This is a genomic window from Clostridium neuense (assembly GCF_045310695.1).
Taxonomy (GTDB): domain Bacteria; phylum Bacillota; class Clostridia; order Clostridiales; family Clostridiaceae; genus Clostridium_S; species Clostridium_S neuense.
Genome location: NZ_JBJIAA010000004.1, coordinates 215934 through 235447, shown reverse-complemented (window position 1 = coordinate 235447; position 19514 = coordinate 215934). Strand labels below are relative to the sequence as shown.

The 19514-nt window shown below is 30.2% G+C and carries 19 protein-coding genes and 1 pseudogene; 17 read left to right on the top strand and 3 right to left on the bottom strand.

Annotation, left to right across the window (positions count from 1 at the left end; translation table 11 throughout):
- Positions 1 to 20: 20 nt before the first annotated feature.
- The 11 genes and pseudogenes from ACJDT4_RS06270 (at position 21) to ACJDT4_RS06220 (ending at position 9798) form a co-directional block, all read left to right on the top strand.
- On the top strand, positions 21 to 2807 hold the full coding sequence (locus ACJDT4_RS06270; protein WP_406786686.1) for an AAA domain-containing protein: 2787 nt from the start codon (positions 21 to 23) through the stop codon (positions 2805 to 2807).
- 165 nt (positions 2808 to 2972) lie between these two features.
- Positions 2973 to 3446, top strand: coding sequence for an LURP-one-related/scramblase family protein (locus ACJDT4_RS06265; RefSeq protein ID WP_406786685.1), 474 nt, complete (start codon positions 2973 to 2975; stop codon positions 3444 to 3446).
- Positions 3447 to 3475: 29 nt separating this feature from the next.
- Positions 3476 to 3922 carry a YaiI/YqxD family protein gene (locus tag ACJDT4_RS06260; RefSeq protein ID WP_406786684.1) on the top strand — a complete coding sequence of 149 codons (447 nt, stop codon included), beginning with the start codon at positions 3476 to 3478 and terminating at the stop codon, positions 3920 to 3922.
- Positions 3923 to 4130: 208 nt separating this feature from the next.
- Positions 4131 to 5288: an HNH endonuclease domain-containing protein gene (locus tag ACJDT4_RS06255; protein WP_406786683.1), complete on the top strand. Its 1158-nt coding sequence runs from the start codon at positions 4131 to 4133 to the stop codon at positions 5286 to 5288.
- Between the two features lie 28 nt (positions 5289 to 5316).
- The gene (locus ACJDT4_RS06250; protein ID WP_406786682.1) at positions 5317 to 5679 is read left to right on the top strand and encodes a hypothetical protein; all 363 of its coding nucleotides are present in this window, start codon (positions 5317 to 5319) and stop codon (positions 5677 to 5679) included.
- A 142-nt stretch (positions 5680 to 5821) separates the two neighbouring features.
- On the top strand, positions 5822 to 6379 hold the full coding sequence (locus ACJDT4_RS06245; protein WP_406786681.1) for an HD domain-containing protein: 558 nt from the start codon (positions 5822 to 5824) through the stop codon (positions 6377 to 6379).
- A gap of 32 nt (positions 6380 to 6411) precedes the next feature.
- Complete coding sequence (locus ACJDT4_RS06240) at positions 6412 to 7137, top strand: hypothetical protein (RefSeq protein ID WP_406786680.1); 726 nt, start codon at positions 6412 to 6414, stop codon at positions 7135 to 7137.
- Between the two features lie 109 nt (positions 7138 to 7246).
- Positions 7247 to 7501: pseudogene (locus tag ACJDT4_RS06235) on the top strand (EFR1 family ferrodoxin); the annotation flags it as partial.
- A gap of 337 nt (positions 7502 to 7838) precedes the next feature.
- Positions 7839 to 8579: an NADPH-dependent oxidoreductase gene (locus tag ACJDT4_RS06230; protein WP_406786679.1), complete on the top strand. Its 741-nt coding sequence runs from the start codon at positions 7839 to 7841 to the stop codon at positions 8577 to 8579.
- Positions 8580 to 8612: 33 nt separating this feature from the next.
- A complete protein-coding gene (locus ACJDT4_RS06225) occupies positions 8613 to 9500 on the top strand; it encodes a fructose bisphosphate aldolase (RefSeq protein WP_406786678.1) in 888 nt (295 codons plus the stop codon).
- Between the two features lie 157 nt (positions 9501 to 9657).
- Positions 9658 to 9798: a DUF6933 domain-containing protein gene (locus tag ACJDT4_RS06220; protein ID WP_406786677.1), complete on the top strand. Its 141-nt coding sequence runs from the start codon at positions 9658 to 9660 to the stop codon at positions 9796 to 9798.
- A 171-nt stretch (positions 9799 to 9969) separates the two neighbouring features.
- Here the strand turns inward: ACJDT4_RS06220 and ACJDT4_RS06215 are convergent, their stop codons facing one another.
- The gene (locus tag ACJDT4_RS06215) at positions 9970 to 10803 is read right to left on the bottom strand and encodes a methyl-accepting chemotaxis protein (RefSeq protein WP_406786676.1); all 834 of its coding nucleotides are present in this window, start codon (positions 10801 to 10803) and stop codon (positions 9970 to 9972) included.
- Between the two features lie 175 nt (positions 10804 to 10978).
- Between ACJDT4_RS06215 and ACJDT4_RS06210 the strand changes: the two genes are divergently transcribed.
- Both ACJDT4_RS06210 and splB read left to right on the top strand, forming a co-directional pair.
- Positions 10979 to 11128, top strand: a complete 150-nt coding sequence (locus tag ACJDT4_RS06210; RefSeq protein WP_406786675.1) for a hypothetical protein — start codon at positions 10979 to 10981, stop codon at positions 11126 to 11128.
- Between the two features lie 11 nt (positions 11129 to 11139).
- A complete protein-coding gene (gene splB / locus ACJDT4_RS06205; protein ID WP_406786674.1) occupies positions 11140 to 12162 on the top strand; it encodes a spore photoproduct lyase in 1023 nt (340 codons plus the stop codon).
- Between the two features lie 52 nt (positions 12163 to 12214).
- Here splB and def read toward each other — a convergent pair whose 3' ends face one another.
- Positions 12215 to 12667, bottom strand: a complete 453-nt coding sequence (gene def, locus ACJDT4_RS06200; RefSeq protein WP_406786673.1) for a peptide deformylase — start codon at positions 12665 to 12667, stop codon at positions 12215 to 12217.
- Positions 12668 to 12840: 173 nt separating this feature from the next.
- Here def and ACJDT4_RS06195 point away from each other — a divergent pair, with 173 nt between their 5' ends.
- Entirely contained in the window at positions 12841 to 14553 is a 1713-nt protein-coding gene (locus ACJDT4_RS06195; protein ID WP_406786672.1) for a methyl-accepting chemotaxis protein, read from the top strand.
- 276 nt (positions 14554 to 14829) lie between these two features.
- Here ACJDT4_RS06195 and ACJDT4_RS06190 read toward each other — a convergent pair whose 3' ends face one another.
- Positions 14830 to 16281 (bottom strand): UDP-N-acetylmuramoyl-L-alanyl-D-glutamate--2,6-diaminopimelate ligase, encoded by a 1452-nt coding sequence (locus tag ACJDT4_RS06190; protein WP_406786671.1) that lies wholly within the window; start codon positions 16279 to 16281, stop codon positions 14830 to 14832.
- Between the two features lie 164 nt (positions 16282 to 16445).
- Here ACJDT4_RS06190 and ACJDT4_RS06185 point away from each other — a divergent pair, with 164 nt between their 5' ends.
- The 3 genes from ACJDT4_RS06185 (at position 16446) to ACJDT4_RS06175 (ending at position 19426) form a co-directional block, all read left to right on the top strand.
- On the top strand, positions 16446 to 17306 hold the full coding sequence (locus tag ACJDT4_RS06185; protein WP_406786670.1) for an AraC family transcriptional regulator: 861 nt from the start codon (positions 16446 to 16448) through the stop codon (positions 17304 to 17306).
- 91 nt (positions 17307 to 17397) lie between these two features.
- Positions 17398 to 18315, top strand: a complete 918-nt coding sequence (locus ACJDT4_RS06180; RefSeq protein WP_406786669.1) for a ketopantoate reductase family protein — start codon at positions 17398 to 17400, stop codon at positions 18313 to 18315.
- Positions 18305 to 19426: an SLC13 family permease gene (locus ACJDT4_RS06175; protein WP_406786668.1), complete on the top strand. Its 1122-nt coding sequence runs from the start codon at positions 18305 to 18307 to the stop codon at positions 19424 to 19426. Before ACJDT4_RS06180 ends, ACJDT4_RS06175 begins: the two co-directional genes overlap by 11 nt.
- Positions 19427 to 19514 lie beyond the last annotated feature (88 nt).

Genomic DNA, 19514 nt, shown 5'->3' with positions numbered 1-19514 from the left:
TAATTTCTAAGGAGAACTAAATGGATATATACACAAATCTAATTTTAATTAAAAATAATAAAACAAAAGAGTTTGAGGATAAAACCAAGGAAATAGACTATTTAAAGTCTTTTGAAGATAAAGTAGAGATAGCTTATTCAAATGGAAAAAAGTCTTATAGATATAATGCTTCTAATGTACAAATATTTAAAAAGCCTAAAAAAGTTAGTTTGAGAGATTGCATTGTATATATTTCTGATATTCCAGTAAGGGAAACATCCCAGATACTTGACTTTGGAGAATATATTAGAGTTATTGAAGGTGGTGGAAAAGCGGAAATACATCATAAATCACAAGTAAGATATGAAAATTCATGTTTAAAATTAAACAAAACTAAAGCTGTTTTTGGTTATTTAAAAAAATTATCAATGCATGTAGCTGTAATGGAAGATGGAAGAACTTTATTATTTGATCAATATAACAAAATAACCAAGCTTAGTTCTGATAGTGTACTCTCTACATATTTAGAAGGAAGGGATATTAAAAGCCATAAAAATAAAAAAGCTGTAATATTTCCATTTGGGTTTAATATAAGTCAGGAGAAAGCTGTAAATGCAGCACTACAAAATTCTATAAGTATTATTGAAGGTCCTCCAGGAACGGGCAAGACTCAAACTATATTAAACATTATTGCTAATCTTGTTTATAGGGATAAAAATGTTGGAGTTGTGTCTGGAAACAATTCTGCAACAGCTAATGTTTATGAGAAGCTAGAGAAAGATAGATATGGTTTTATTAATGCACTGCTTGGAAGAAAGGATAAAAAAGTTAATTTTTTTGAGAATAAACAAGTTGATTTGCCAGATTTAAAAGACTGGAAATTAGAAACTGAAAAAGAAAAGAGTTTACTGGATAGCTTAAAGAATATGGACAGTACTTTAGATGATTTGCTTCAAAAACATAATAAAATGGTTAAATTGAAGGAAAAGCTTTCAAAATTTAAACTTGAGCAAAAGTATTTTAAAGCTAATTTTAATTGGGAATATATAACTACATCAAACTATTCGGTCTTTAGAAAATGGCCAAGTGACTTAATATTAAATTTTTTACCTTACTTTGAGAAAATTATGTTAAGAAATAAAAGGATGAATTTATTAATTAAAGCAATACTATTTATTGATTATGGAATTTATAAATTTAAATACATAAGTGAAAAACAAAACACAGTAGTAAATTCACTTAAGAGAGATTACTATGATAGAGTTATTGAACATCTGGAAAAAGAAATAGCAGCTTTAGAAAATGATTTGAAGGGGAAAAGTTATGATGGTCTAATGGAAGATTTTAAAGATGGATCTTCAAAACTATTTAGAGCTTATATTGAAAAAAAGTACTCCAAAGAAAGTAGAAGGAGATATACAATAAAAAGCTTTAAGTACGATTTTAAAAATTTTATAAAGGATTATCCAATAATATTAAGTACTACAAATTCAATAATGACCTGCATACCAGAAAACTATTTGTTTGATTATTTAATTATTGATGAAGCTTCGCAGGTTGATTTAGTAACCGCATCACTTGCACTTGCCTGTTGCAAAAATATTGTTATCGTTGGAGATGTAAAGCAGCTGCCTCAAATTGTCCCTTCTGATATAAAGGAAAACAGTGATAAACTTTTTTACGAGGCTAATATTAATGAAGCTTATAATTACAGTGAATACAGCATTATATCATCTTTAATTAAACTCTATAAAGATAAGCTACCAAGAACCTTATTATGTGAGCATTATAGATGTCATCCCAAAATAATAGGTTTCTGTAATGAAAAGTTTTATGATAATGAGCTTGTAATTATGACCAAAGAAAAAAATAGGGATGTTCCTCTAAAAATTTATAAGACAGCTCCGGGTAATCATGCACGTAAGGACAAACTTAATGGTGGCAGTTGGGATAACTTAAGGCAGATAGAAGTTATACGGGATGAGATTATTAATGCAAACAAGGATAAGTATAGAGATTGTAGCAGCGTTGGAATTATATGTCCATATAGAAAGCAAGCTGAAGAAGCAAGAAAGTACTTTGAAAATTTAAATATAGAAATTGATACTGTACACAAATTTCAAGGTAGAGAGAAGGATACAGTAATATTTTCAACAGTAGTAAATGATATAAATCCATTTGTTGATGATGAGAACTTAATAAATGTGGCAGTGTCACGTGCTGTAAAAGAATTTATAATAGTTACATCAAACAAACTCTTTAAACGCCATGGGAGTAATATTGGAGATTTAATTAGATACATAGAATATAATTCTTTAGAAAATCCTGTAGTTGAAAGTGAAAAGATTTCGGTATTTGATTTACTATATAGTGAGTATTCCAATAAACTTTTGAAAATAATGAATTCGGCAAAGAATGTATCTGAGTATAAATCTGAAAATTTAATGTACAGTGTAATAGAAGAAGTGTTAAATTATCCTCAGTATGCTTCATTTAGGTGTGTTATTCATATACCATTAAATTCTATAGTAAAAGATTCTTCAAAGTTTAATAATGAGGAAAAAGCATTTATTCAAAATCCGTGGACACATGTAGACTTCCTAATATTTAATAAGCTAGACAAAGAGCCAGTACTCGTTGTAGAAGTTGATGGATATGAGTACCATATGAATAGCAGTGAGCAAAGAAGAAGAGATGCTATTAAGGATAAAATATTAAAACAAATAGATTTGCCTATTTTAAGAGTTGCTACTAATGGGAGTGGAGAAAAGGAAAAGTTAATTGAAATGCTTGATGGGGTTATTAAGATGTCTGGAGAAAGTGATTGAGAAAAGTTAAAGTGAAATTGATGACAGAAAAAATTAAATAAAGTGATATATTATTTTAAAAATGCCAGTAACGATTTTTGATGCTATTGGCATTTTTAGCATGTCTTTTATTATGATTTATAGTAAAATGGAGATAGAGAAATACTGAGAATGGAAGTGAATAATATGAAATTAATGATAAATCAGCGTGTATTTTCCTTGACAGATACTGATGATGTTTATGACGAAAGTGAGACGCCAAAATACTTTGTAAAGTCTGAATTTTTGTCCATTGGACATAATATACACGTGTATGATACAAACAATAATGAAGTGGGGGCAATTCACCAAAGGCTTTTGGCCTTTCTGCCTAAGTTTGAAATAGAGATAAATGGGACAACAGTGGGTATAATACAAAAGGAACTTTCATTTTTTAAACCTAAGTATGACATAGACTGCAATGGTTGGAAGGTGAATGGAGATCTTTTTGGATGGGATTATAAGGTTTATAGTGGCTCTGCACCTATTGTACATATTTCAAAGGAACCATTTCATTGGGGAGATACCTATATGCTTGATTTTTATAATCCTGAGGATGAGATAATGGGACTCCTACTTGTTATTGCAATAGATGCGGCAAATTGTTCAGATAAAAAATAACAAAAAATTTTGATTGGATGTGTAAATGAATGACTATTTATGTTGATGCTGACGCCTGCCCTGTAGTTCGCATTGTAGAGAAGGTAGCTAAAGAAATGAGTATTCCAGTTACACTTTTATGCGATACAAACCATGTTTTACATTCTGATTACAGTGATATTAAGATAATTGGCGCAGGTGCTGATGCTGTGGACTTTGCTCTTGTTAATCTTGCGAAAAAGGGCGATGCAGTTGTTACGCAGGATTATGGCGTTGCAGCTATGGCACTTGGAAAGGGTGCGTATGCTATTCATCAATCTGGAAAGTGGTATACCAATGACAACATTGACCAGATGCTGATGGAAAGACATTTGGCAAAAAAGGCTAGAAGAGCTTCCTCAAAGAATCACATGAAAGGACCGAAGAAGAGAACGACGGAGGACGATGAGAGATTTGAGGAGAGTTTTAGGAGAATGCTTGAAAAAGCGAATATGTAAGAGGAATGCTGGTGACGAGGAAGTGTCGCTGGCATTTTTGGTATTATTTGAGGAAATAATATGGAATTTTATAAAATATGGTGCTAGAATAAAAATAAATTGCTGTGAAAATTAAATTTTAAAATTTTATTTTTTATTATAAAGCAGTCCATGCAAATAACATTAATGAAGATATAAAAATTATTAAAATGAAAGAGAGCTATTAATAATGATAGAAACAGAAGAAGCAGTTCAATATAAGGATATGGAAATAGTACCTCCTGTTAATAAAAAAAATAATTCTATAATGTTTTCTAGGTTATTGGATGATGATAAGGTTGTTGCAAGTTATAAAATGTATTGGTTACTTGGAATTTTGGATGAAGTGAGCAGTGGTAATATTGAAATAAAATTCAAAAGATTGATTGCGAGAATGATAGTGTATGCTTGGTATCCACATCAGCAGTATAAATTGAATTTTGGTGTGTTTGATAACTTGAAAAGATCAATATATCATATTGCAGAAAAATATAAATTTGCTTCAAATTGCGATGAAAAAGAACTTTTAGAATTTTTATTTAACAATAAGGATGACAAAGAATTACTAAAAATGATGAAGGAATTAACTAATCAAGTTCCATATCGGTTATTGTCACCTTTTTTTTCAGATGAATTGTATAAAGTGAAAAAAAATTCAAGAAATAATTTAATAACTGATTTGGCATTACATAATGAAGAGTGCTTGTATAAAATTGTTAAGGATAAAGAAAATAAAATAATTATTAATGATTGTTGGATAGACTATTTAAAAGAAAATTATAAGGTGATAAAGGCATGGATTTATTATAAACTGGTGTGCTTTATACAAAAAAGGAATCCAAATGTACCTGCAATAGTTTTTAAACTTGAGTCACCAAAACACAGAAATTTATCAAAGGCAACTAAACTTTGGAAGAAAATAATTTTAGTTAGAGGGGTAATCGATATTTATACAGGTGAAAAGTTTACTGATGAAAATTTTGATAAACATGGGGTGTTAAGTATTGATCATTTTATCCCTTGGAGTTTTGTTTTGCACGATGAAATGTGGAATCTAATACCAACTTTTAAAAATATTAATAGTATCAAAAGTAACAATCTTTTACGCTACAAAAACTATATTGAAGAATTTTGCAATACTCAATATCAAGCTTTCTCCTATATATGTGATAAAAAGGTTAAATATGCTCTTGAAGATTATGCAAATATATTAAGAGTGGACAACCCATGTGATTATTACAAGCATTACACTAACAAAGATTTTAATAATACTTTAATGAAAAATATTTCTCCATTATATCAAATAGCTGAGAATCAGGGTTTTCGAGTAATTGATAAGTTGATTTAAAGTTAATATAGAAATAGTAATATTAAAATTGTATATTTTTTATAACAATAGATACTTTAAAGTATCTGTAACTGAGGATGAAATATATTTAAGCTTTAAGGAGTTTTACAGCAAGGCTTCAAATGCAGTAGATTTAATAAGAGATAAGTCTACTAAAGATTATTTAACATGGGGAAAGAAAGAATATTTAAAAATTGCTAAAAACCCAAGAGCTGCTTTTTTAAATTCTGCTGATGAATTTTTTTATGATAATGGAGATACATATTGTATAAAACCCTCTTTAAAGGCGTTTGAGAAGAATAAAGCTTTTATAAAGCATTTTAGGGATGTTATAGATTATAGAACTAGTAAATTTTACAAGGAGAGACTTGAGAAGGTCAAAAACCTCTAAATTATAGCATTTGTTTCCATAAATCCTCCATAATCCAGTTATATGTAAAATTGACATTCGAACATATGTTTGATATATTTGATTATATGATTGCTTATGGATTTATTTTGAAATTCATATAACGTGGAGGAGAATAAAAAAAATGGATATGCTTGAGGAAATAAAGGAAGAAATAAAGAAAAGATGTGAAAGCTCAAATAATTTTTTTGGACAGGGGAGCTATGAACATATTAAAAGTGTAGCTAAAAATGCGGTTGCACTTGCGAAAGTATATAAAGCAGATGTTGAGGTGTGTGAAATAGCCGGCTGGTTACACGATATAGCTTCTGTTACAGATTATAAGCTTTATAAAGAACATCATATTTATGGAGCAGCTATGGCAGAGGAAATTTTGAAAAAATATAATTATCCAAAGGATAAAATTGAACTTGTTAAATTATGCATATTGAATCATCGAGGGAGTGTATTAAAAGAAAAAAGAACTATAGAAGAAAGATGCGTTGCCGATGCTGATGCAATTTCTCATTATGATGCCTTGCCTGCATTGTTTTATTTAGCCTTTGTTCAGAGAAAGATGAATATTGACGAGGGCACTGAATTTGTTAAAAATAAACTTGAAAGAAGTTATAACAAAATGTCTGAAGAAGGCCGGGAATATTATAAAGACAAAAGAGTTTATGTAAAAGCTATATTACGCTAGGTTTATCTATAGCAAAGAACGTGAGGTTTTTTATGAAAAGTACTTCAGAACAGCTAAGAAAAAGAGGAATGGCAGACCAGTTTGATGTTGATGAATTAATGGATTTATCCTACGACGAGTTAATTGACAGTATAAATGCAAAATCACCAGCGAAAAGAACAGCAGCTATTCGTGTGTTATATATGAAATTTGGATGTAGTGATATAAAGCTTATACAAGCACTGTTAGAAAGATTATGTGTTGAAAAAAGTTTGTACACAAAGCTTGAAATATGCTCTGTGCTTGAAAAGGGTAATGCTATTGCTGCAAAGCTTATGGTAGAGTATTTGGGCAAAATAGGAAGTAATCAATATAAAAAATTACCTGATAGAGTATCTAAAAAAGTCAGTTATCCATTGCCAAGAGATATTATTGCTAGAAGCTTAGCTAGAATGGATAAATCTATTTTTGAGGTGCTGATGGGGGTACTTAATTTACAAGAAAAATATAAGATATATGAGGTTTTAGATGCCATAGGATTTATGATTTTTTACAATAGAGAATTAGCAAGTTTAAAAGTGTTTGAGAGTATATTGGGATTTTTAAAAGATTATTCTGATGATTATATAATTGTATGGAAAAGTGTAATGTGTCTTTCTGCATTTTCATATAAAGAAAATATTGATGCTTTAGAAGAGATAAAAAGAACATATGTAAATCACATTATAAAGGCTGAGGCAGAACGATCAATAAAACTAATTGAAGGATTACCAAGATGAAACTTAACTTATACATGTTTCAAAATGGCATCGTAAAGTGAATTATGAGACATGTATAAGTTAATAGTTGAGTTAGTAACCTGTTTGTAAATCTCTTGGAAAGCAATTATATTTAACTCCTAAAAATGCTTCATATACTTCACAGTGTGTTGGCTGTGGAATATGTGAAAAGGTATGCCCTTTAAATAACATAAAAATGGTAAATAAAAGACCGTACTGGGGAAAGGATTGCTCAACTTGTTTAGCTTGTTTTCATTGGTGCCCTAAAAAATCTATTAGTGCTGGAAAAATGCTGAACAAAAGAGATCAGTATCATCATCCAGAAATATCTTTAAATGATATGGAATTGAAAAATAAATTATAAAAATTTGCAAGTATATACCACAGTTCAACTTTGAATTATGTGGTATTTTTTATTTATATTGCAGCAAAATAACATAGAAATGCTGAATTTGAATTAGATTATTTTGTAATTAATGTTTATTTTAAATAAAATATTTACCAAAGGCTTGAATTAAAATTGTTCTTGCAATATAATAATAATCAATAGATAATAATTATTAAATGATAATTTTACTTAAATGAATCATATAACAAAATAATCATAGCTTTTCAATTGGTTGTTAATAAAAAATATTAATTTGAGATAGTTTATTTCTAAAAGTGCATACTAAGAAATAATATTATATGGAGTGATATATATGAACAAAGTAATTGAGACAATGAAAAATCATAGATCAATAAGAAATTATACAAATGAGGATGTATCTGAGGAAATAATAAATGAGCTTGTTAATGTAGCTCAGGCAGCGCCAAACTCAATTAATGGTCAGCAAACAAGTCTATTAGTTATTAAAGATAAGGTGACGAAAGAAAAACTTGCAGAGCTTACTGGAGGGCAAACATGGGTCGCAGCAGCTCCTGTATTTTTTATATTTATAGCTGATTTCTATAAAATAAAAGTTGCTTCAGAAATAACTAAACTCCCAATGAATATAACTGAAAGCGTTGAATCAATAATGGTGGCTTCAGTTGATGCAGGATTATCTGCGCAAAATCTTATGACAGCAGCAGAATCACTTGGACTTGGAATTGTTCCAATTGGTGGAATTAGGAAAAATCCAGATGATGTTATAAAACTTCTTGGATTGCCTAAATATACATTCCCTATTTTAGGAGTAGCTGTTGGATATCCTTCAGACAATTCTAAACTAAAGCCTAGAATGCCAAAAGCTGCATATAGGCATAATGAAAAATACAATAAAGAAAATATTAGAGAGACTATTATTGAGTACGACAAAGAAATGGCTGATTATCTTAAAGCCATTGGAAGAACACAAGAAGTAAACTGGAGCAGTCAGACAATGAATATTTATCAGTATAATTATTATCCAAAGGTTTATCCTGTTTTAAAAGATCAAGGATTTAAAAATTGTAAATAAATGATTTATCTTATATATAGGAGGGAAAGAATTATGAATGAAGAACAAATTATTAGGATGCATGCAGGTAATGGATTTATTGCGGCTTTAGATCAAAGTGGAGGCAGCACTCCAAAGGCATTGCAGCAATATGGAATTTCAAATAGCAGTTATTCTAATGATAAAGATATGTTTGATTTAGTACATGATATGAGAAAGCGTATTATAAAGAGTCCTGCCTTTAATTCAAAGTATATTTTGGGGGCAATATTATTTGAAGATACAATGCGTCGTACTATTGATGGTGAATATACTGGTGATTATCTCTGGAAACAAAAAAATATTGTACCTTTTTTAAAGATTGATAAGGGTCTTTTAGAAATTCAAAATGGCGTAGAACTTATGAAACCAATAGATAATTTGAAGGGCATTTTAAAGGAAGCAGTAGAAAAAAATATTTTTGGAACGAAGATGCGTTCTGTTATTAAGGAAGCTAATTCTTATGGAATCAAAAGCATCGTCGATCAGCAGTTTGAAGTTGCCAGAGAAATTTTTGATGCCGGATTAATTCCAATCATTGAACCAGAGGTAGATATCCATAGCATTGACAAAAAAGAATCAGAGAAACTTTTGAAGATTGAAATTTTAAAACAGTTATCAAGTCTTGATGAAAAAACAAAAGTGATGCTTAAACTTTCAATACCAACGGAGGATAATTTTTATAGCGACCTAATGGAAGATTCACATGTTGTCCGTGTTGTTGCTTTATCCGGTGGTTACAGCCAAAGTGAGGCAAATAAAAAATTAGCTGACAACCATGGATTAATTGCTAGTTTTTCAAGGGCATTGCTGCAAGATTTAACTGTAAAGCAAACTGAAGAAGAATTTAATAGAACTCTGGCAAATTCAATTAATAAAATTTATGAAGCATCAATTAAATAGTTAAACTGGTAAGAATATACCTACAGCTGTTATAAAGTATAATTGATATGACAGCTGCGGGTATTTTTTATTGCAAAAAACAGAACGAATGTTTGAATAGCTTTCCTTTAATGGTCAATAGTATTTAATCAAAAGCAACTGGGAAGAGATGAGTTTAGTGGATTATAATAAGATTGAAGATACAAATGACTTGTATTCGTGGAGTGCTCATTTGGTTGTAGTGAATCGAAGAAAGGTTCTTGTAGTAGTAAATGATAGCAATAGATTTGGATTTGTTCTTTCAGGTTTAAAGGCATAGGACTTTAAAATATTAGATAAATTAATTTTGGATGGTATTAGAAAATGTCTTAACTTTAATGAAAAAACTGAAATATCCTTTTTATTTTACTATTAGAAGCGATTTTTAAGGATAGGATTTTAAACAAGTGTGAACCTATTAACACTTATTTAAAATAAACCCCTGCCTTTTTTAGCTTAATTTAGAAAGTGATACTAATTCTGATGATTTGTCCGTAATTAGGTTTAGTGCTTCAGAAGCTTCCTTTGTTGATTGTGATTGATTGTCTGAAACCTTATTAACTTCATTTACAGCATTCAAAACATCTTTTATAGTTTTAGTCATCTGAGCAATGGAGTCCTCTATAGTTTTAGATATTTCATTACTTTGATTTGCAAGTTTTCTCATTTCGTTAGCTACTACAGAAAATCCACTTCCGTAGCTTCCTGCTCTTGCTGCTTCTATGGCGGCGTTTAATCCTAGAATATTTGATTGTGATGAAATAGATTTGATTAAATCAATAGAATTATTGCTTATTTTTAAATTTTCTTCTAAAGCGTTAGCATTTTCTTTAATGGATTTTAACATGCTGTTTAGTTTGGCTGCTCCGCTTGATATTTCTTGTATAGATGCATTAGTTTGCTGAAGGGATGCAGTTAATTCTTCAGATATTTCTTCCGCCTGAAATTCCTTGGTTAAACCCATTGCTAAACTAAAAATTCCTACTACCTCACCATTTTGGTCTAAAATAGGACTAGCAATTGCTTTAACAGGGAAGCCCATTACTTCCTTAGGAATAATTGTGGTGTCTGATTGTTTTGTTCTGAATATTTTAGTAGCAGTTTCTAAAAGTCCAGCATCCTTTAAATGGGTACCAGTTTTAAAGTCTAACTTTATTTTGGAACTATCATAAGTTGCTAAAAATTTTTCTCTATCAGATATTGCTATTGATATATCATCTCTTTGTAAGAATGTTTTAAATTGAGCAGCAGCTGAAATTACAGCTTCCAGTATATTTTCTGACATGATTTCTTTATCTCTCCTAACATAATTCTTTAGTCTATCTTATATATTCGATATTTTTTAACAAAAGTTTATACAATATTACCATTTTATTGGTAAAAATACTGTATTTACATTGAATGGTGCGTATAAAATATGCTAAAAAGAAAAAATATATTATAAAAGGAAGTGTGTTATTATGAGTAATAAATTAACCGTTACTAGAAAGAAAATGGCATCACTTGGTTTAAAGAAAAATGATAAGGGAGATTATGAATATATAGATCCTTCTGAAAAGGATAAGTCAAAATATAAACCAATTAAAAAATCAAAATTTAAGGAGGAATAAAAAATAAAAATATGTTTATTCCTAAAAGAGTAATATTTGAAAAAGGTTCTTTAGACTATGAAGTAGGTGAAAATATATATAATAAATTTAAGGGTAAGGAAGGCATTAAAATAATAAATTTGTCGTCAAATAAGGTAAAGCAGAATATTCCAGGAGATAATTTGTATGATTTTTATAGAGAAGGCAAAAACACTCTAGTGGTTGGAGTAAAGAAAGGCTTTAAATTTCAATCCTGTAAGCCGTCAGCTCATTATCAGCTGCCACTTGTGTCTGGCTGCATTGGTCAGTGTCAGTACTGCTACTTGAACACCAATTTAGGTGATAAGCCTTATATAAAGGTTAATGCAAATGTAGATGATATACTGAAGGAGGCTCAAAAATATATAAATGAAAGATTGCCACAAACAACTATATTTGAAGGTTCTGCTACTTCAGATCCCGTACCTGTTGAGCCGTATACTAATATATTAAAAAAGAGTATAGAGTTTTTTGGAAACAGCGATAAGGGGAAATTTAGATTTGTTACAAAATTTAATGATGTAGATACACTACTCGATGCAAAGCATAATGGCAATACAGAAATAAGATTTACCATAAATACTGACAGGGTTATTAATGAATACGAAAATAAGACTGCACCAATTAATAAAAGGATAGAGGCTAGTGTAAAAGTAGCAAAGGCAGGATATAAGGTAGGATATATAATAGCACCGGTATTTTTATATGAAGGGTGGAAGGAAGATTATAAGAAACTGCTTTTAGACTTAAATTCTAAGCTTCCACAGGATTTAGAATACCCCGTAAGCTTTGAAATTATATCTCATAGGTATACTACTAGAGCAAAAAATATAATATTAGAGGTGTTTCCGGAAACAACGCTTCCAATGGTAGATGAAGAGAGAAAATACAAATATGGACAGTTTGGATATGGAAAGTTTGTTTATAATAAAGAAGAGTTACAAGATATGAAGGAATTTTTTACAGAGCAAATAGAAAATATATTTAGAGATAAGGTTATACTTTATATAATTTAAATAAGCTTTGTTTTAAACAAGTGCAAGATTACACTTATTTAAAACAAAGCTCTTAATGTAAGTATTCAGTAACAAAATCAATAAATAAAACGCCATATAAATGATCTATTTCATGGCAAAGGCATTTTGCTAAATCCTCTGTTCCTGTAATAGTAATTTTTTTGCCATTCTCGTTTAAAGCTTCAACTGTTACCTTTGCTGGCCTTATTAATTTTCCAAATTTATCAGGGATGCTAAGGCACCCTTCAACTACTTCTTGAGTTCCTTCTTTTTTTACTATCTTTGGATTCACTAATTTTATAACACCTTGTCCCATATCTATTACAACTAATTTTTTTAATATTCCTACTTGAGGAGCTGCTATTGCTGCACCATTTTCTGTATTGTGAAGAGTATCAACCATATCGTCTAAAATTTGTCTTATTTTATCGTCTACAACTTCAACATCTCTACTCTTTTTTCTCAATATGTCGTCTCCCAAAAGTCTAATCTGTCTTAATGCCATTTTAATTACACCTCTATTTTCTATGGAAAGCTTTACTTTAAATTATAACATTGTAGAATATGTGCGTCAAGATTACAGATATTAACCATTATGGAAAGTAAAGATTAAAATGAATCTATTATATGACGATAGTAATTAAGGAGAGGATATATAATTGAGAGAGGATGATGGTTTTGAAAGTTATTGGGAAATTGAGAATTGGACCTAAATTCATTATTGCATTTTTAATTCCTGTATTTTTTATTATTGCAGTAGGGCTCACAGGAGGTTTTAACTTAAACAGAGTAAGCCTTGGTTCTAATAAGATGTATAAAACTGATTTAAAAAGAGTATATTATTTGGAGCAAATAGAGCAGAATCTAACTGAAATAAGGGCAGATTTATTGAAGTTAGTGTACCAAAAGGATAGTTCACAAATGGCTGAAGCAATAAATGAAATACATAATGATGAAAATCAAAATGATGGAATAATTAAGAAATATCAGGCGCTGTCTATGGATGATTCCACCAAAGCAAAATGGGAGGAGATAGAAGCTATTAATGAAAAATATATTAATACATCTAATAAGGTTGTAGATGCTGTAAATGCTAGTGATTTTGTTGAAGCTCAAAAACAAAATTCAAGTAATTCAAAAAACAGAAAAGAAATATTTCAAAAAATTGACAACTTGGTTAGCATAAACTTGAATGAGGCTAAAATTGACAATAATAATAATTTACAGGCGTATAATAATTTTATATTAGCACTTTTAATAATAATAGTATTAGGAGTTGTAACATCTTTGGCACTTGCAGTTAGTATAACTAGAGATACTAAAAATTGCTTGAGCAAAATAAATGAAGCTGCTAAGGGAATGGCAAATTATGATTTCTCATCTACAATAGATATAAAGAGAAATGATGAGTTTGGAGACACAGATAGATTTCTTTCAAAAGCACAGGAAAATGTTAAGGAAATTATAAAAACTATTATGGGACATTCTCAAGATTTAAGTGCTTCTAGTGAGGAACTTTCTGCTACCGTCGAAGAATTAAGTTCTAAATTTGAAAGTATAAATGAATCAACTAAACAAATATCTGATCAGGTTGAAAAAACAAGCTCATCTTCTGAAGAATTGACAGCTTCAATAGAAGAAATCAATTCAAATGTGAGCGAGTTATCGAGCAGTGCAGGAGAACAAAGTAGTAGTTCTGATAAATCTAAAAATAATGCGGTTGAGATTAAAAATAACGGAAAAGAATCTGTAAAAAAGGTACAAGATATTTATCAGAATAAAAAAATTGATATGGTAAATTCAATAGAACAAGGTAAAGTTGTTGAAGATATAAAGCAGATGGCTAATGCTATTGCAGATATATCGGAGCAGACTAATTTACTTGCACTTAATGCAGCAATAGAAGCGGCAAGAGCAGGTGAACATGGTAAGGGTTTTGCTGTTGTAGCAGATCAGGTAAGAGAACTTTCAGAGCAGTCAGCTGAATCAGTAGAAGGTATTAAGAATACAATTGAAAAGGTTCAACAGGCATTTAAAAGTCTTTCTGATAGTGCTAATGAAGTAATGATTTTTATGAGTGAAGATATAAAACCTGAGCTTGAAAAATTTGAGAAAGTTGGAGACAAGTATTATAATGATGCTAATTTTATAAGTTCAACTTCAAATAAAATAGCTTCTATGGCTAAATATATTGATGAGACAATAGGTCAGGTAAGTAGTGCAGTTCAAGAGGTATCAAACAATGCACAGATTGTCACTGAAAATACGTATGACATAAAAAGTGGAATTGAAGAGGCAAATGAAGGTTTACAGCAAGTAGCATCAACTTCCCAAAGTCAAGCTGAATTAGCATTAAAGCTTAATGAGCTAGTGCAAAAGTTTAAGATATAAACTATAATTGGGATGTACAAGTTTACACCTAAAATTCCGTAAGAACGGAGGAATTTTTTCCTTGCACCTACGGTGGGAGCGAATTAACAATGCTTAAGGAACAGTTTAAAAAAATTCTAATAAATCTTGGCTCAAAAATCATAAAATACTTAGAGTTTTAAATTTGTTTGAGCATCTTTTCAGCGAGTTATTGAAAACTCTTAGGATTTTATGATTTTTGAGGCTTAGATTTATAGGATTTTTTTAATGCGACGAAGCATTGTTAATTCGCACTTTTTATCCTAAAAGTCTTTCTACCACTTCTTTATCATCAAAGTGTATTCTTTCGCTGCCTACAATTTGATAATTTTCACTGCCTTTTCCTGCGATTATTAATAAATCCTTGTCGCCTAAAATGCTAAGTCCTTTTTCAATGGCTTTTTGCCTATCAATTATCTTTTCATACTTTGAATTTACAATGCTCATACCATCTTCTATTTCTTCGATTATTTTTTTAGGATCTTCCGTTCTTGGATTATCAGAAGTTATTATGCAGTAATCGGATAAAATTCCTGCACCCATTCCCATTACTTTTCTTTTGGATTTATCTCTGTCACCGCCGCAGCCAAATACAGTTACAATTTTTCCTTCTGTTATATCCCTTGCCATAATCAGCAGTTTTTCAAGGGCATCTGGGGTATGAGCATAATCGATAATCACATTTTTATTAGAAGAATTTTTAACAAGTTCAAGTCTTCCGGGAACACGTTTTATGCTTGGGACAAATTCTAAAACCTTACTTATATCAATGCCTAGGCCAAGGCAAACTCCTATAGAGGCAAGTATATTATAAACTGTAAATTTACCGGGAATATTCACCTTTAACTCTCGACTTATTTTTTTGTAATTTACCTTAAAACTTACAGTAGTTTGAGTGTAGGATATATCAGAAGCAGTTATGTCTGCATCGGTATCTATTCCATAGGTTATAAACCTGCAAGGGGATTTTTCTATAATTTCTTTTGCAATGTTATCGTCTAAATTTACAACGCCAATTTTGCATTTTTGAAACAGTTTCATCTTCTCATTTTTATAGTTTTCCATGGTTCCATGTATATCAAGATGGTCAGGAGAAAGATTTGTAAATACACCTATATTGAAATCACAAAAATCAACTCTTTCATTTAAAAGACCAGAGGAAGTGACCTCCATTACTGCATTCTTAGCACCTTTATCTATAAATTCTCTAAGTATGGCCTGAAGTTCAAGTGCTTCTGGTGTAGTCGGATTTACTTTTTTTACATTTATTTTTTCATTTGTAAGTTCATAGCCAAGAGTTCCCACAACACCTGTAATTTCTCCGTGAGCTTCTAGTATATCTCTTACATAATAGGATACTGAAGTTTTACCATTGGTGCCTGTTATTCCGACTAAATTTATTTTTTTTGAAGGCTCACCATAGAATATATTTGAAATGCCCGCAAGAGCGTGTTTTGTATCTTTAACCTTAATTAAAGTAACTTCTTCATTAGTAAATACAACTTCGTCTTCAACTATTACTGCTGCTGCACCATTTTTTATGGCCTCTTTTATATAGCTGTGGCCATCTACCTTTGTTCCTTTTATACATACAAACAGAAAATCTTTTTGAATTTTCCTTGAGTCATAGCTTATGCCTTTAATATCTATATTAATGTTGCCAGTTATCATTTTGCAATCTATATTTTTTAAGAGTTCATTTAAATTCATTTTACATCCTCCATTAGGCATTTGTACCAAGCAATAAAACCTGGTACAAATAGGGTTTGGTTAATAGGTATAATTATATTATATATGATGTTTTAACAATAAATAGTGCATATATTGCTTGATATATTGTAAAAAATGCTTTATGATTCTTGTGAGGTGTTTTTATGGATAATAAACTTGGATATCTTAATAGGGATTTTCAGTTGTTTCATCTAAGGGACAAAAAAAGCCAGAGCTTTGAATTTCACTACCATGATTTTAACAAGATAATAATATTTTTATCTGGCAAGGTAACATATTTAATTGAAGGAAAAGCATATGACTTAAAACCATGGGACATTTTGCTTGTAAATAACCATGATGTACATAAGCCAATTATTGATCCAGCTGAGACTTATGAAAGAATAATTATATGGGCAAATTCGGATTTTATAGAAAAGCATAATTATGAAGGCTGTGATCTTTCAAATTGTTTTAAGCTGGCGAAGGAGAAGAGCTTTAATCTTGTAAGACTTGAAGAAAAATTTCAAAACAACATAAAATATATAATTTCATCACTTGAAGCTTCACTTAAATCTGATGAGTTTGGCAGCAAGCTTCTTAGTAATTCTCTCTTTATTCAGCTTGTAATTTATTTAAATAGGGTTCATCTTGGAAAATTGTATTTAGAAAATGATGAAACAATAAAATATGATAGGCAAATTGAAAAGATATTAAAGTACATAAATAAAAACTTAAGTGAAGAGCTTTCTGTAGAAGTTTTATCTGAAAAATTTTATATAAGTAAATACTATCTTATGCATAAATTTAAGAAGGAAACAGGGTATACTCTTTATAATTACGTGTCTCAGAAAAGATTGCTAATGGCTAAGGATCTTATAAAAAATGGAGAGGCAGTTACTAAAGTCTATATGGAATGCGGTTTTAAGGATTATTCGTCATTTTTTAGGGCTTTTAAAAAGATGTTTGGTAAAGCACCAAAGGAATTTAATCCAGAGTACAGCTCACAGTATGAATTAATTTGATCTTTTATGTTGCTCATCTATGTTTAGGTTGAAATATCATTATGTTAAGAATAAAATATTAATTGTATATTTTTAAGGGGGCTGATTTACAATGAAAAGGATAGAAAATGTAGCACTTATAGGAATGGGGGCTGTAGGCTGCGCTTTTGGAAGGAATTTTTATGATTTTAATTCTGATAAATTTAAAGTAATAGCCAAGGGTGAAAGGAAGGAAAGATACGAAAAAAATGGATTTATAATAAACGGCAAAAAATACAAATTTGCTTGTGTAAATCCAGATGAAAATAGAGAGCCTTTTGACCTCGTTATAGTAGCTGTAAAAGGGACGGAACTTGGAAATTCTCTAGAGGATATAAAAAACTTTGTTGGAAAGGATACTATAATACTTTCACTTTTAAATGGAATAAGCAGTGAAGAGATAATTGGCAAAAAATATGGTATGGATAAGCTCTTATATTCTTTCTGTATTATAGAAGCAACGCGTTTAGGAAATGAGGTTCATGTTTCTGATAGATACAGAATAGTTTTTGGTGAAAAAGAAAATAAAGTTTATTCTGAAAAAGTTCAGGCTGTAAAGGAGTTTTTTGAAAGAGCAGGAGTTGCATATGAAATACCGGAAAATATGCTTCATTCCCAGTGGTCAAAGTTTATGTTTAATGTAGGTATAAATACCTCGTCTTCTGTTTTAAAGGCAGATTATGGAGTTTTTCAGAGAAGTAAAGAAGCAAGAGAACTTATGCTTTCCTTAATGCGTGAGGTTGTAGAAGTATCTAAGAAAGCTAAGGTTAATTTAAATGAAGAGGATATACAAAATTGGTGCAGAATTTTAGATACCTGTGAGCCGGAAGGAAAAACTTCAATGTGTCAGGATATATTGTCTGGAAGAAAAACAGAGGTGGATATGTTTTCTAAAACTGTGTGTGACCTTGGAGAAAGATACGGCGTAGCTACACCTGTAAATAAAACATTTTTAAACATAATAAAGGTAATGGAGAGTTATGAAAAATAATTATTTAAATGCATTTAAAGAAAAATTAGCTAAGGAAAAGGTGTTTGCTGCTTCATTTATTTTAGCGGCTGTATCTTCTTTAGCCGTAAGACCTAAGCTGTCTTATATAAATTTCAAGGTGCTTGTTTTACTATTTAATTTAATGATAGTAGTTGCAGCTTTTGAAAAGCTGAGGGTCATGGACAAAATAGCAGTAGAAATTTTAACTAGGTGTAAAAACACGAGAATGGTTTCTTTGGTTTTTATAGTTGTCACATTTTTTTCCTCAATGGTTGTAACTAATGATGTAGCACTTTTAACCTTTGTACCACTTGCAATTCTTACACTAAAAAATGCCAGAATAGATTCAATGAAAACTGTTGTAACTCAAACAATTGCTGCTAACATTGGAAGTAGCCTTACGCCTATGGGTAATCCTCAAAATTTATTTTTGTTTACACATTATAAACTTAGTGGGATAGAGTTTTTTTTCGTAACCATACCCTTTGCTCTTATGGGATTTTTATGGCTTTTATTTTTAAATAGAAGAACTTTAAGAAGGAGAATAAAAATTTCTGTTCAAAAGGTATATATTGAAGATAAAAAAAGGACTTATGTTTACATAGCTTTATTTTTAATTGTAACGGCTTCGGTATTTAGCCTTATAGATTACAGATATACCTTTGCAGCGGTATTAGTTTGTGTTCTGATTTTGGACAGGCATCTTATAAAAGAAGTGGATTATTTTTTATTAGCTACTTTTGTTGGTTTTTTTGTATTTATTGGTAATATATCAAACATTGAATTTGTACAGGTTCAGCTTAGGCTTTTTCTCAAAATACCTCATATGCCTTATATATCTTCTATAGTTCTTAGCCAGGTTATAAGCAATGTTCCATGTTCTATACTTGTTTCTAACTTTACCAGCAATTGGAGAGAAGTGCTTTTAGGGGTGAATGTTGGAGGTATGGGAACTATAATTGCATCACTTGCGAGTCTAATTTCCTATAAAATATACAGCAATGAAAATTTTCATAAAAGTAGTGAGTATATGAAGAAATTCTGTATGTATAATTTTGCAAGCTTGCTTTTGTTTGGGATAATTATTTATATGCAGATTTTGTGTTTTTAAGGGAAAAATATCTTGAAGGACGAAATTGTTAATACTAAATTCATGCTGATAAAATGGAATTTGAGGAGCATAGTAGAGTGAAATCCAA